Source organism: Metasolibacillus meyeri (assembly GCF_003049505.1).
In the GTDB taxonomy this organism is placed as follows: Bacteria; Bacillota; Bacilli; order Bacillales_A; family Planococcaceae; genus Metasolibacillus; species Metasolibacillus meyeri.
This window is the reverse complement of sequence record NZ_PYWN01000098.1, coordinates 27,084-39,899: the sequence shown is the minus strand read 5'-3', so window position 1 is coordinate 39,899 and position 12,816 is coordinate 27,084. Positions and strand designations below refer to the sequence as shown.

The window sequence follows — 12,816 nt, the reverse complement described above, 5'->3', positions numbered from 1 at the left end:
TTGATTAAATAAATTTAAATTTACCTTTTTTCACTGTTAAACCTACGCCACCTACTAAGTATAATGCGCGGTTATCTACGATTTTTTTCAATGCAGATGCTTTTTTCCCTGCCATTTTGCGTCCGACTGCATCCGCAATCGCATCATCATGACCTAAAGAACATACAGCACCTTTATCATCATAAACAAATTCTTCTGTATCTTCATCATTCATCAAATGCTTGATGTTTTTCGCAATTGTTACAGCTTGCTGCATAGCAATTTGTGCTGTTGGTGGGTATGGACGACCTGCTTCTTCATTTAATAAGAATGCACAGTCCCCTACAACGAATACATCATCGAAGCCTGGTGCACGCATATCTTTACGCACTGCGATACGAGCACGGTTTGATTCGATACCAGATGTTTCAACAAGTTTGTTACCGCGTACACCAGCAGCCCAAATCACTGTGCCCGCTTTAACAAATTCAAATTCATCTTCACCTTTTTTAATTTTAACGCCTTCTTCTGTTGCTTCAACAACAGGTGTACCGATAGAAAACTCGATACCTTTTTTCGACAATTGTGTTTTTGCATATTCTACTAAGGTTGGATCGAAGCCTGGCAATACCATTGGTGCCGCTTCAACACATAATACACGCACTTTTTCTTGTGGAATATCGAACTCTTTGCAAAGCTCTGGTACACGGTTACCAAGCTCACCTAAAAGCTCGATACCTGTAAATCCTGCACCACCAACGATAATTGTTAGCTTGCTATCATCCTTCACTTCATCTAATGACCATGAAGCAAACTGATATTCGATATGCTCACGAATTTGACGTGCTGCATTTAAGTTTGCTAATGATAATGCATATTTGTCTAAGCCCGGGATACCGAAAGTTTCCCCTTCGAAACCTAAACCTAATACTAAATAATCATACGTCATTTCGCCAGCAGTTGTTTGCACTTTACGTTCGTTTACATCAATACCTTCAACAGAAGCTTGTACAAAGCGAACATTGTTATTAATTACTTTAGCAATTGGGTAACGTGCAGCATCTGGTGCAATTGTACCAGCGCCTACTTCGTGTAACCAAGTTGTTTCATAGTGGTAATCATTTTTATTTACTAAAATAATTTCCGCTTCCTCACCACTAACCATTTTTTGAAGGTTAACAGCTGTTGTTAATCCTCCATAGCCCGCGCCTAATACTAAAATTGTCGGTCTCTTCACTGAAATCAAAACCCCTTTAATTGTATTATACTAGCGCAAGGCAAATAAAAAAGAAGTACAATATACTTCACTAATACTTACGCTAGGTCGACATATTTTCGACAAAAATCTCTCCCTACTATATTAGCCCTTTTATGCTACAATTTCAACACCTTAAAAGGAAAGTGCCTTTATTTAAAAAATTGTTTATTTTCTACTAACTCACAATATTATTTTCATATAAATAGTCGTATGAAACGTCAACGAATAAATATTCGTTTTTAGGCAATGCCATTGAATAAGTCCTCGTTAATTCTGCTGTTTCAATATCGCTATATATCTCAGAAAGCTTACTTTGACCATCTTGTCGCATCTTAATTAAATTTTGTAAAAAGTATGGGCGCCAGCTCCAATTTTTATGAATCGCTCCTTGTTGAATATGCCAATTACCTTCTATTAACATAATATTCGGTGTTGTTTGGAAGCCGTCTCCATCACAAATATATAGTCGAAAAATATACGGGCGTAGCTTTTCAGCCAACTGTAACAAACTATCAATATTTGTACTTGTCGGCTCGACTTGCTCTACTGCCGTATTAATTTTCCTTTCCAATACTTTCATCGCGTCATATTTTTGCTCCAACAGTTTCTTTTCTGTCATAATAAATTGCTGACATTCTTCGCGGAAGCGAGATTTTAACGTATCACGTGCAATAAATTCTTTTAAAGGTCGCTCTAAATAGGCTCCTTTATAATAACGTGCGCCACTTTTCCATCCATGTTGCAATTGGTAGACAGCATCTACATCGCTCACTAATAATGATGCACCAATTTTGAGAGCCAATGCACGTAACGTTGAAAACACATGGTTTTGTGCACTCCAATGATTGTAATCTAATTGCTCCACTTTCATTTTTAAGACGTATGGCTCTAACAATAATATGTGATTCAAATTGCTATGTGGCCCAATATGATCAAGCGCAATTTTAATACCATATGTTTTCATATATTTCACAACATGATGCAATTGTTGAATATTTCCTTTATATTGATGTTCATTCATTACGAGTACAATATTCGATAATAAATGCTCTGGTAGCACTTCTTTTAATAAAGTAAAGTAGCTTTCGCCAAAATCAAGCATTAATAAATTGGGGTTACATGGTATATATAACTCAACATCATTGATTTTGTCCCCTACCATTTGTAGCGACTCACGAATGACCAGTTGCTCAATTTCCGCACGAATTTCCTCAGGAATTTCTTCGCTGCTTGAAAACATCTTTAAATTAATATTATCATCTAGCTGACCTATCACCTCATATGCAGCTACACTATGCTCATCTGCACTATAAATAGGCTCATACAATATTTCAATTTGGTCGAGTTTATCTAAAACATTTAATACATCCATTGCTAAGCCTCCCTATTTCATCTCTATTCTTATCATAATTCATCTCAGATTTTTGTTCAAAGTTCTGCTATGCAATAATACAGAAGTTTATAAATGAAAATATTTTAGCATAAATCCATTATTGTTCACTATGGCATTTGTTATTATTAATAGGGAACTAGCAGCAATCTTTGTTTCTTTATTGAATCAAAGCATTATGTAACAATTGCCGTTTACGTATTCCATTTCAGAGGATTATAGAAGGTTCTGCAATTTCTCTATCGATTGGTATCGACCTTCTTATTATTAACTCTTTAAGCGCTTTTTCTATCTCCCAAAATCAGCTTGCAGTATAGATGAGCGAAAAACACACTTCGTTGAGCGAATTTTGATAGTTGATGAGCGAAAATTGCGTTTCATTGAGCGAATTTCAGTGTTTGATGAGCGCATTCAAAAAAGAGCCTTGAAATTCAAGGCTCTTCCACCAAAGTTTATAAATAATTAGGAGGATATCTATGCTTACAATTTGCACTGCTACGCTAAAAGATTATCTTGCTGTAAACAATCTTGTAAAAGAGGGACACGAAGAACATGTAAGAGAGATGCCAGCGGTTTTTAAAAGTGTGTCCTCTGTTATGCCTGAAGATTATTATAGAGAGTTACTCGAAAGCTCAAACAGCACAATTTTTATCGCTAAAAATCAAGAAGAAGTGATTGGCTTTGCTGTCGTGAGTATTGAATCTGCCCCATCCTTTGATTCATTAGTTCAACGTCGTTATGCGTATATCCATGATTTCGGTGTCAAAAAAATACGCAAAAACAAGGTATTGGCAAATTATTATTTACAGCTTGTGTTGACTGGGCCCAAGCGATGCATGCTACATCTGTCGAATTAAATGTTTGGGAATTCAATACAAACGCCATTGATTTTTATAAGCATTTAGGTTTGGAGAACATGAGTAGGAAAATGAGCATGACAATTTAAACACTCTATACTGCTACATAAAAAAGTGGTGTCTAACAAAATTGTTCTAGACACCACTTCTCCTATTTATTTCTTATCCACTACAACATGCTCAAATTTCGTGCCTGAAGGGTTTACGTCAAATGCCTTGCCGAATCCAACAACGTAGCGTCCTTCTACTGGCGTTAAAGAGAACAATGAGAAATCTAATGTTTTTAATAACGACATAATTTGATTGCCATGCGTGTTTGAAAAGGCTTCGAAAATTTCCTCATGCCCCTCATTTCCTAAATTTTCTGGCTTACACTTGAAGCGCAATCGCTCTGTTGCAAAATGATTATGTGTGCTTGCTTCATCGGCAATCAGCATTACATCAACAAATTTGCTATTTTCAATAAAGCGATAGTGATCTGCAATACGGCTAATATAAATATAGAATGTATCACCGATTTTCACGACTGGTGAATTGCTAATAAAAGGCTCCCCTTCTGCATTCAACATACTGATAATACAAGTTTTTTTACTCTCAATAAACGTTAAAAAATTGTCCTTCTCTTTTTCGATATTAATTGGTTTCATTTTTATTCCCCCTTATTTGACAGCACTTACTAAATGAATACGCGGTGCTTGGTCCCAAGCGACATACTCTACTTCTGATTCCATTTTGTATACATCACGTATCATACAAGTTGTCATAACTTCTTTCGGATTGCCGATACATTTGCAGTAGCCTTCTTGTATCACAACAATTTTATCGCTATAGGCAGCCGCTTGATTTAAATCATGCAATACCATCACAACTGTCATATCCATTTCTTGATTCAATTCACGCACAAGCTGCAACACTTCATGTTGATGCGAAATATCCAAATAAGTCGTTGGTTCATCAAGCAATAAGATTTGAGGTCTTTGGGCTAAAGCCATCGCAATCCAAGCACGTTGCGACTCACCGCCCGATAACGCAGAAATAGGACGGTCTTTATAATGCGACAAATGTGTTTTTTCTAAAGCCCAATGCACAATTTGCATATCATCATCATTTAAACGCTCAAACCATTTTTTATGTGGATAACGACCATAGCTTACTAAATTTTCTACAGTAATATCATTTGGCGCTTGATTACGCTGACTTAGCATGCAAAGCTTTTTTGCAATTTCCTTCGAACTCATCGCCTTCATATTGGTATTATTTAATGTGATTTGTCCTTTATCATAAGGATGCATGCGCGCAATCGATTTTAACAATGTCGATTTCCCAGAGCCATTTGGTCCGATAATAGATACAATCTCTCCATCTGCTACTTGAAAGGAAAAATCCTTGATGACTTGCTTTTGTTCATAACGAATACATACTCGATCAACAGCTAGCATTAGAACGCCCTCCTACGCATTAAATATAAGAAATATGGACCGCCAATTACCGCCATTAAAATACCTGCTGGGATATCTAAAGGTGCGAATAACGTTCGCCCACCTGTATCCGCTAGTAATAGCACAAGCGCACCTAAAATCATACTCATCGGCAACATGTATTTATAATCTGAGCCCACAAGTAAACGAGCCATATGCGGCACGATGAGTCCAATAAAGCCAATCATACCAATTGCCGCTACTGAAATCGCAGCTAAAAAAACAGCAAGCAATGATAATACAATACGGATACGTGTGACATTTTCACCTAAATTCGTTGCAACTTGGTCACCTAAGCGAATAATATTTGCTTTACGAATAGCAAAGATAGATAAAATCCAGCCGACTAAAGCATACGGATAAATCATCAGCAAAGCACCGTTACCTTTTGCTGCTAAGCTACCATTTAACCATTGCACTGCGGATGGCAATCGATCGCTATATATAATAGAAAGAAAACCAACAACGCCTCCACATAATGCATTCACCGCTACACCTGACAAAATAATAGTAATCGGTGTGATACCTGTGCGACGCCATGCTAGTGCATAAACAATAAATGCTGCAATAATACCACCAACAAAAGCAGCAATCGGCACTAAATATGTGTACTCTGGATATGCAAGCATAATAACCAAGACACAGGCTGCTGCACCTGCTGTTACACCTGTTAAGCCAGGATCTGCTAATGGGTTGCCCATGACTGCTTGCAATAAGGCCCCTGAAATGGCGATATTTGCACCGATGATTAAAGCCAGCAATACACGTGGTAAACGAATATCAAAAATAATCGTATAATATTTTGTTTCACCTGATGATGTAAATAATGTTGTTAATATATCAGGTACTGCTATACGTACACTACCTAAACCGATTGCGATTACGGCAATAAGTAGTAAGCAGCAAAATGTAATGATGATAATCGCACGACTTTTGGCTGTACTTACCATAATTGCCTCAAACCCCTTTTCATTATTTCACAAAATAATCTGCTACTCTTGTTAATGCATTTTCTACGTTCATAATCGAAGTTACACCAAATGTACTGTAATCTAAAATATGAATTTGCTCGTTTTTATAAGCTGTTAACTTTGTCCAAGCGTCATTTTTCGCTACTTCTTCCTTGAATTTTTCTTCGCTAGCTCCGTGGTCGCCAGAAGCCAACACTAAAATAATATCTGGGTCCGATATGATAATATCCTCTAGGTTTACAGCCGAATATGTTGAATCTACTTTTAGATCTGTTGTCGCAATATTTTCTGCACCTAAACGTTTCACTAAGCTACCTAAATACGAATTTTCACTCATGACCATAAATGAATCCGATGTACCAATCATTAATAAAACACGTGGCAACTCTTTTCCTTCTGCTAGCTTCATTAATTCATTTTCTTTATCAAGAATGGAGCTTAGTACTTCATTCATTTTTTCTTCTTTCCCTAAGTATGTACCTAGCACTTTGAAGCTTAATTTTAAATCTTCAAATGAATCTGTTGGCAAATAAGCTGTTGTTAAATTAAGGCCTTCTAAGCTTTTATCAAGCGAAGACTGCAATGATTTCGCGCCAATTAATAAATCTGTTTCTAAATTTGTAATCACTTCTAAATCTGGTGTCATTGGTGAACCAACTTGTGCTATATGTTGAAATGCTTCAGGAATTGGATTTGTTGAAGTAGGCACTCCAACTGGCTCCACATCTAATAAATACAGCATTTCTGTTAATGGAACAGATGTGATAACAATACGCTCTGGCTGCTCTGCTGGTAAAGACGCTAATAACTCTTGGAATTTCGCCTCATCCACACCATCATTTTCTAGCGTCAGTCCTTCATCTTCCACTTGCTCTTCTTGTGCCTCTTGTTCTGTCTCATTGGATGCTTGCTCCTGCTCATTTACTGTAGCATCCTCTTTCTCCACTGGCTGTTCGGCCTCTTTTTCCGCACATGCAACTAATAAAAGCATCGCACACATAAATATAGTTAATAATTTCTTCAACTGAAAACCCTCCACTTAACTGATAATGAAAATCAATGATAATGAAAATCACTTTCAATTATATTTTAAAAATAAGTATTGTCAACATGAAATTTACAAGAATCCTATTTTGCCAACCATTGCTCATGCTACAATGACCTTACGTAAACCAGTAAAGGAATGATTTAGGTTGAAGCAGAAAATTCACATTATCGGAAGTGTTGGGAGCGGAAAATCAACTTTAGCAAGACAGCTGGCAAGTCAATATGAAATAGACTATACCGAGCTGGATAACATTGTGTGGGAGCGGCATCCTACTGGTGATATACGTCGATCTGATGAAGCGATTTCTCAACTTATCCACCAACTGACACTACAAAATAAATGGATTACAGAAGGGGCGCATTATCAGCATTGGGTAACGCCACTTTTCGAACAAGCAGACTATATTGTCCACTTACAGCCCTCTTATTTTACAAGGCTATGGCGCATTCATAAGCGATTTTTCAAGCAAGTTTTAAAGCTAGAAAAATCCAATTATAAGCCAACAATCCAGATGCTTCGTAGTATGTACAAATGGAATAAATCATATGAAAAAACAGGGCAATGGAAAATTAAAGAAAAGTTACAGCCCTTTCATAACAAAATGGTGATTGTAAAATCAGAAAAGGAGATAAGAAAATTGCTACAATAATAACTTGTAGTGCCTCTTATGATATAATTCTATTAGTAAGAACTTTCTATAAATTCTAAATAAGGGAGGAAGTAGATATGTTCATTGTCAATGTTGAAGGAGCTATTAGAAAAGAGGGGAAATGGATTATTGCTGAAAGAAGCAAACAAGAAGAGCATGCTGGTGGCTTACTTTCGCTTATTGGAGGAAAAGTCGAGTTAGAAGGAAACCCTTCCAACATATTAGAGGAAACGTTGAAAAGAGAAATTTTTGAAGAAATTGGTGTGACAATTAAAGAGCATTTGAGATATGTACATAGCACTTCATTTGTAACGGATCAAGGCGAAAAAGTTGTCAATGTTATTTTCCTTTGTGAATATGACTCAGGTACATGTTTAAGTAAGCAACCCGAAGAAGTAGAAAATATCTTTTTGTTATCAACAGCCGAAATACTCAACAATCCGCAAGCACCCATTTTCTTAAAAGAATATATTACATACGCTGAAGCATTACTGTGATTGACAAAATTCGAAAGAGGCGAGATTGTTTGAAGAAAATATATGTGGTTAGACATTGTGAAGCAGAAGGTCAACAGATTGATGCACCTTTAACAGAAAAAGGTCACAAGCAAGCATTAGAGCTAAGCGATTTTTTTGCCAACTTAAAAATAGAGCGTATCATTACAAGCCCATATAAACGTGCGATAGACTCTATCCAACCATTTGCACATGATTCACAGCTTGAGATAACGCATGACAACCGTTTAAGTGAGCGTGTATTAAGTAATCAAAATTTGGAAGATTGGTTTGAAAAATTACAATTAACATTTCAAGACATGGAATTAAAATTCGAAGGTGGCAAATCGAGCCGTGAAGCAATGACACGAATTTTACAAGTGGTAGAGGAAGCTTTTCAGGGAGAAAATAATCATATTGTCATTGTCACACATGGAAATCTATTGTCTTTACTTTTGAAGCATTGTCATGAAAACTTTGGATTCGATGATTGGCAAAGGCTAAGTAACCCTGATATTTTCCTCTTAGAAAATATAAATAATACAATCACTTATAAGCGGATATGGGAATCGTAAGGAGAAAAAGATGAGCTATACAATAGAAATTTCGTTGAAGCACAACGAGCCATTTTCAACCTTTTTAAAGGGGAAAATTAGAGAATTTAATAATGAGCATTCCATACATCATAGAGAAGCAAGAAAAAAAGGCGCTATACAGCCAATCAATATCATCGTGTCAGATAATGATGGCAACTGGGTTGGTGGTTTAAATGCAGAGGTCTACTGGAACTGGTTAGAAATTAACGATTTTTGGTTTCATGAAGATTATCGAGGCAAAGGTTTAGGCGCAGACATTCTATCTCAATCCGAAAAAATAGCAAAAGAGATGGGAGCAACAAAAGCACTTTTAACTACTTTTGAATTTCAAGCCCGTACTTTTTATGAAACGAAAGGCTTTCAAGTTGTAGGTGAAATTAAAGATTATCCGCCTGGCAGTAGCTATTACACAATGGTAAAAATACTTGTTTAACGATTCCTCTAAAAAAGCCTTTTTGATTTGCAAGATACAAATCAAAAAGGCTTGGTATTCACAACCCTAAATGTACTGTTTTAGGGTTGTGCTTACATATAATCGGGATTGTGTACACTCGTATTTTCATTATAATTTACAACCCCAGTTAACATTCATCACTCACAAACCTCAGGCGTACTCTCGCGTCCTGCCGCTTTGAAAGATGTGCCACAGCCACATGATGCAAGGGCGTTTGGATTATCGATGGTGAAGCCGCCGCCCATTAGCGATTGCTTGAAATCGATTTTCGTTCCTTGTAAAATGCCTGCATCTTCTTTAGAGACAATGATTTGTAAGCCATATTGCTCATCTAAAAAGTCATCTTCCTGTCTTTCTGTATCAAAGGCCATTCCGTATGAAAGACCGCTGCAACCTCCACCTTTAACCGCAACGCGTAAATAAGAGCCTTCTTCCTCATTATGCGCCATCATTTCCTTCACTTGAAACGCTGCTGCCTCTGTTAATTCAATCACTTGCTTTGTACTCATTACAGTCACCTTCTTTCTTACTCTTATCATATCAAGAGCGCCTCAATGTGCCAACAAAACTGCCTTTATTTCGTCGTATTCCGTACTTTTTTCTTAATTAAAAGTGTTATAATAATACTATATATATAAATGAGGGGCGTGAATATTTGATGGAAATTTCACCTTTTTACGAAAAAAAAATAGATTGTTTGCACTGCAAAAAAAGCTTTCCAACTTTTAAAATCCGAACAAAGTTTATTAAAGTAAGCTCAACTGAATCTGACTTTCAGCCTATTTATGAAGACGGTAATGTCAATGCACTTTACTACAACGTTTTTGTTTGTGAGCATTGCGGTTTTTCATTTACCGAGGATTTCTCAAAGTATTTTGCACCTGGCGTGAGCGAGCAAATAAATGAGCAAATTTCACGCAAATGGGTGCATCACTCATTCCAAAGCGAACGCACTGTATTCCAAGCCATTCAGGCATATAAGCTCGCTTGGCTTTGCGCAACAATTAAAAAGGAGCGCTTTGTAACAGTTGCTGGACTGACACTTCGCCTTGCGTGGCTGTATCGCTCTTTGAACAATAAAGAACAGGAAGAGCGCTTTTTACATATAGCGCGCGACCAATATACGGAATCCTATTCTACTGAAGATTACGCAAATACACAAATGTCAAGCGTACGAATTATGTATATGATTGCAGAGCTATCACGCCGAATTGGTGATATTGAAATGGCAACACGCTTCTTTTCTAAAGTGATTGAAAGCCAACGTGTAGGTGGTGAAGCAAGGCTTGTGGATATGGCGAAGGAGCAATGGGAAATTATTCGTGAGGAGCGAGCAAAGTAATAACAAAAGCTGTAGGAGCATATTCGCCCTACAGCCTTTTTCCACTAAAACTTCAATAGCCCAATCGCATCTAAAAATACAATAATAATGGCAATCGGCGCTACATATTTGATGGCAATGAGCCATACCGCAAATATTTTTTTCGCATAGCTTGCCCCATCGCTAATTTCATCTAATAATACTTTGCGTGGTATTTTAAAGCCAGCAAAAATGGCGATTAACAGCGCACCTAATGGCATTAAAATATTCGATACAAGATAATCTGCTGCATCAAAAATCGTTTTATCAAAAATCGTAAAATCGCTTAACACGCCATAGGATAAAGCGGAAGGTATACCGACGATAAAAATAACAATACCTGTAAGCCATGTTGTTCTCTTACGCTTTGTACGATCCTGCTTCGTTACGGCTGCTACGATAATTTCTAACATTGAAAAGGCAGATGTTAGTGTAGCAAATAAAAATAGAATTAAAAATAGAATTAAGAAAAATGTCCCGAATGGCATTTGATTGAACACGGCCGGTAGTACAACAAATAATAAGCCAGGACCTTCAGTCGGCTCAAAGCCAAATGAGAATACCGCTGGAAAAATTGCTAATCCCGCTAAAAGCGAAATAAATAAATTCATCATCACAATCATCAGTGCTGCTTTTGGCAAATCTTCATTTTTCGATAAATAAGAGCTGTATGTCACCATCACAGACACCCCGACACTAATTGCAAAAAACGACTGTCCTAATGCAAATAAAATGGTCTTAGAGCTCATATTTGAAAAATCAGGATATAAGAAGAAATGCAGCCCTTCTCCAACACCATCTAATGTTAAAGAACGGATAATTAAAATAAGAAAGGAAATAAATAAGGCTGGCATCATAATTTTACCCGCACGTTCAATCCCTTGCTGAACCCCTTTTGCGACAACATAAATCGTGATTGCCATAAAAATAAATTGGAATAAAATCGCATACATCGGATTTGCAATAAAATCATTGAATAATGGTGCATATGCACTTTCTGAAAGCCCAGATAGATTTCCGATAACCGCTTGAACCATATAAAGAATAATCCAACCACCAACAACACTATAAAATGATAGTAAAATAAAGCATGTAACCATACCGAGTATTCCAACAAAATGCCATTTAGAATTAGGGGCAAATGTTAAATATGCTGAAATTGCATCTTTTTGCGAACCACGTCCAATGACAAACTCAGCAAGTAAAATTGGCAATCCCATAAACAGTGTAAAAATTAAAAAGATGAGAAAGAATGCTCCCCCACCAGAAACTCCTGCTATATAAGGAAATTTCCAAATTGCACCTAGCCCAATGGCAGAACCAGCTGTCGCTAAAATAAATCCTAATCTTGATGTCCATTGTTCTTGCTGTTGACTCATAAATAAACTCCTTTAATTGTTAACTGAAGGAATCAAGCTTTTATCGCCTGCCTACCCTTTTTATTTTTCATAAATTGTAATTTACTCAATGCGAGTTAAAAACACACCTACCTATTATACACAAAATCACAATAAAAAAAGCGGAATTCGGAAACAATTTGCTTCCAATTCCACTTTTCATATAAGCTATATTAGAATACTTGCTCTACTTCAATAATGCCTGGTACTTCCTCTAATAATGCACGTTCAATACCAGCTTTTAATGTAATTGTAGAGCTTGGGCAGCTACCGCATGCACCTAGTAAACGTAATTTAACAATACCTTCTTCAACATCCACTAATTCACAATCTCCACCGTCACGTAATAAAAACGGACGTAATTTATCTAAAACTTCCTGTACTTGTTCGCGTTGTTCTAATTCTGTCATTTTTCTCGACTCCTTTCATTAAAATCATTATAATGTGAACTAAGGAAAAAAGCCAATATTGTATTACGAAAGGTTGGATTTTATATGACAACATCTAAAGCAGTAATCGAAATATACGGAGCAGACATTATTTGTGCAAGCTGTGTCAATGCACCGTCCTCTAAAGACACATATGAATGGCTCCAGGCAGCTATCGACCGAAAATACCCAAACCAACCATTTGCCATTCGCTATATTGATATTGAAGGTGAACTAAGCGATGATCGAGATGCTGATTATGCAAATCGCATTCAAGAAGACGAATTTTTCTACCCACTTGTTTTAATTAACGAAGAAGTCATCGGCGAAGGCTACATCCAAATCAAACCTGTCTATGCCGCGCTTGAAAAACTAGGCTACACGCCTGAAGAAAAAGCCTAATTCCAAGGAGCATGTCCTTTTCAGACACGCTCCTATTTTATTGAGCGAATTCGAG

General features: G+C 36.8%; 17 protein-coding genes. 8 read left to right on the top strand and 9 right to left on the bottom strand.

Annotation, left to right across the window (positions count from 1 at the left end; translation table 11 throughout):
- Positions 1-4: 4 nt before the first annotated feature.
- Both C9J34_RS14525 and C9J34_RS14520 read right to left on the bottom strand, forming a co-directional pair.
- A complete protein-coding gene (locus tag C9J34_RS14525) occupies positions 5-1,216 on the bottom strand; it encodes an NAD(P)/FAD-dependent oxidoreductase (RefSeq protein WP_107840896.1) in 1,212 nt (403 codons plus the stop codon).
- Between the two features lie 196 nt (positions 1,217-1,412).
- Positions 1,413-2,609 (bottom strand): EAL-associated domain-containing protein, encoded by a 1,197-nt coding sequence (locus tag C9J34_RS14520; RefSeq protein WP_107840895.1) that lies wholly within the window; start codon positions 2,607-2,609, stop codon positions 1,413-1,415.
- A gap of 494 nt (positions 2,610-3,103) precedes the next feature.
- On the opposite strand from C9J34_RS14520, the gene C9J34_RS14515 reads away from it, so the two are divergent.
- Positions 3,104-3,484, top strand: a complete 381-nt coding sequence (locus C9J34_RS14515; protein ID WP_238600668.1) for a GNAT family N-acetyltransferase — start codon at positions 3,104-3,106, stop codon at positions 3,482-3,484.
- A complete protein-coding gene (locus C9J34_RS22410; protein WP_238600669.1) occupies positions 3,415-3,573 on the top strand; it encodes a GNAT family N-acetyltransferase in 159 nt (52 codons plus the stop codon). The genes C9J34_RS14515 and C9J34_RS22410 overlap by 70 nt, the downstream gene beginning before the upstream one ends.
- Before the next feature lie 66 nt (positions 3,574-3,639).
- Here the strand turns inward: C9J34_RS22410 and C9J34_RS14510 are convergent, their stop codons facing one another.
- The 4 genes from C9J34_RS14510 to C9J34_RS14495 are packed head-to-tail and all read right to left on the bottom strand — an operon-like array spanning position 3,640 to position 6,957.
- The gene (locus C9J34_RS14510; RefSeq protein ID WP_107840894.1) at positions 3,640-4,131 is read right to left on the bottom strand and encodes a HugZ family pyridoxamine 5'-phosphate oxidase; all 492 of its coding nucleotides are present in this window, start codon (positions 4,129-4,131) and stop codon (positions 3,640-3,642) included.
- A 12-nt stretch (positions 4,132-4,143) separates the two neighbouring features.
- Positions 4,144-4,923, bottom strand: a complete 780-nt coding sequence (locus C9J34_RS14505; protein WP_107840893.1) for an ABC transporter ATP-binding protein — start codon at positions 4,921-4,923, stop codon at positions 4,144-4,146.
- The gene (locus C9J34_RS14500) at positions 4,923-5,912 is read right to left on the bottom strand and encodes a FecCD family ABC transporter permease (RefSeq protein WP_107840892.1); all 990 of its coding nucleotides are present in this window, start codon (positions 5,910-5,912) and stop codon (positions 4,923-4,925) included. Before C9J34_RS14500 ends, C9J34_RS14505 begins: the two co-directional genes overlap by 1 nt.
- Before the next feature lie 22 nt (positions 5,913-5,934).
- The gene (locus tag C9J34_RS14495) at positions 5,935-6,957 is read right to left on the bottom strand and encodes an ABC transporter substrate-binding protein (protein ID WP_153062636.1); all 1,023 of its coding nucleotides are present in this window, start codon (positions 6,955-6,957) and stop codon (positions 5,935-5,937) included.
- 169 nt (positions 6,958-7,126) lie between these two features.
- Here C9J34_RS14495 and C9J34_RS14490 point away from each other — a divergent pair, with 169 nt between their 5' ends.
- From C9J34_RS14490 to C9J34_RS14475, 4 genes are all read left to right on the top strand, one after another.
- Positions 7,127-7,630 (top strand): P-loop NTPase family protein, encoded by a 504-nt coding sequence (locus C9J34_RS14490; protein WP_107840890.1) that lies wholly within the window; start codon positions 7,127-7,129, stop codon positions 7,628-7,630.
- Positions 7,631-7,707: 77 nt separating this feature from the next.
- Positions 7,708-8,127: an NUDIX domain-containing protein gene (locus tag C9J34_RS14485; protein ID WP_107840889.1), complete on the top strand. Its 420-nt coding sequence runs from the start codon at positions 7,708-7,710 to the stop codon at positions 8,125-8,127.
- A 29-nt stretch (positions 8,128-8,156) separates the two neighbouring features.
- Positions 8,157-8,699, top strand: coding sequence for a histidine phosphatase family protein (locus C9J34_RS14480; protein WP_107840888.1), 543 nt, complete (start codon positions 8,157-8,159; stop codon positions 8,697-8,699).
- A gap of 10 nt (positions 8,700-8,709) precedes the next feature.
- Complete coding sequence (locus tag C9J34_RS14475) at positions 8,710-9,153, top strand: GNAT family N-acetyltransferase (RefSeq protein WP_107840887.1); 444 nt, start codon at positions 8,710-8,712, stop codon at positions 9,151-9,153.
- A gap of 158 nt (positions 9,154-9,311) precedes the next feature.
- On the opposite strand, the gene C9J34_RS14470 is transcribed toward C9J34_RS14475, so the two are convergent.
- Positions 9,312-9,683 carry a HesB/IscA family protein gene (locus C9J34_RS14470; protein ID WP_238600667.1) on the bottom strand — a complete coding sequence of 124 codons (372 nt, stop codon included), beginning with the start codon at positions 9,681-9,683 and terminating at the stop codon, positions 9,312-9,314.
- Between the two features lie 149 nt (positions 9,684-9,832).
- Here C9J34_RS14470 and C9J34_RS14465 point away from each other — a divergent pair, with 149 nt between their 5' ends.
- On the top strand, positions 9,833-10,516 hold the full coding sequence (locus C9J34_RS14465; protein WP_107840885.1) for a DUF2225 domain-containing protein: 684 nt from the start codon (positions 9,833-9,835) through the stop codon (positions 10,514-10,516).
- Between the two features lie 44 nt (positions 10,517-10,560).
- Here the strand turns inward: C9J34_RS14465 and C9J34_RS14460 are convergent, their stop codons facing one another.
- Both C9J34_RS14460 and C9J34_RS14455 read right to left on the bottom strand, forming a co-directional pair.
- Positions 10,561-11,913, bottom strand: a complete 1,353-nt coding sequence (locus C9J34_RS14460; RefSeq protein ID WP_107840884.1) for a sodium-dependent transporter — start codon at positions 11,911-11,913, stop codon at positions 10,561-10,563.
- A gap of 191 nt (positions 11,914-12,104) precedes the next feature.
- The gene (locus tag C9J34_RS14455; RefSeq protein ID WP_042476084.1) at positions 12,105-12,341 is read right to left on the bottom strand and encodes a NifU family protein; all 237 of its coding nucleotides are present in this window, start codon (positions 12,339-12,341) and stop codon (positions 12,105-12,107) included.
- Positions 12,342-12,425: 84 nt separating this feature from the next.
- On the opposite strand from C9J34_RS14455, the gene C9J34_RS14450 reads away from it, so the two are divergent.
- Positions 12,426-12,761, top strand: coding sequence for a YuzD family protein (locus tag C9J34_RS14450; protein WP_107840883.1), 336 nt, complete (start codon positions 12,426-12,428; stop codon positions 12,759-12,761).
- Positions 12,762-12,816 lie beyond the last annotated feature (55 nt).

Bases quoted from the DNA above. Each gene is read 5' to 3' on its own strand.
- C9J34_RS14520 (WP_107840895.1), bottom strand. From the start codon at position 2,609: ATGGATGTATTAAATGTTTTAGATAAACTCGACCAAATTGAAATATTG.
- C9J34_RS14450 (WP_107840883.1), top strand. From the start codon at position 12,426: ATGACAACATCTAAAGCAGTAATCGAAATATACGGAGCAGACATTATT.
- C9J34_RS14460 (WP_107840884.1), bottom strand. From the start codon at position 11,913: ATGAGTCAACAGCAAGAACAATGGACATCAAGATTAGGATTTATTTTA.
- C9J34_RS14500 (WP_107840892.1), bottom strand. From the start codon at position 5,912: ATGGTAAGTACAGCCAAAAGTCGTGCGATTATCATCATTACATTTTGC.
- C9J34_RS14515 (WP_238600668.1), top strand. From the start codon at position 3,104: ATGCTTACAATTTGCACTGCTACGCTAAAAGATTATCTTGCTGTAAAC.
- C9J34_RS14455 (WP_042476084.1), bottom strand. From the start codon at position 12,341: ATGACAGAATTAGAACAACGCGAACAAGTACAGGAAGTTTTAGATAAA.
- C9J34_RS14510 (WP_107840894.1), bottom strand. From the start codon at position 4,131: ATGAAACCAATTAATATCGAAAAAGAGAAGGACAATTTTTTAACGTTT.
- C9J34_RS14475 (WP_107840887.1), top strand. From the start codon at position 8,710: ATGAGCTATACAATAGAAATTTCGTTGAAGCACAACGAGCCATTTTCA.
- C9J34_RS14470 (WP_238600667.1), bottom strand. From the start codon at position 9,683: ATGAGTACAAAGCAAGTGATTGAATTAACAGAGGCAGCAGCGTTTCAA.
- C9J34_RS14505 (WP_107840893.1), bottom strand. From the start codon at position 4,923: ATGCTAGCTGTTGATCGAGTATGTATTCGTTATGAACAAAAGCAAGTC.
- C9J34_RS14465 (WP_107840885.1), top strand. From the start codon at position 9,833: ATGGAAATTTCACCTTTTTACGAAAAAAAAATAGATTGTTTGCACTGC.
- C9J34_RS14485 (WP_107840889.1), top strand. From the start codon at position 7,708: ATGTTCATTGTCAATGTTGAAGGAGCTATTAGAAAAGAGGGGAAATGG.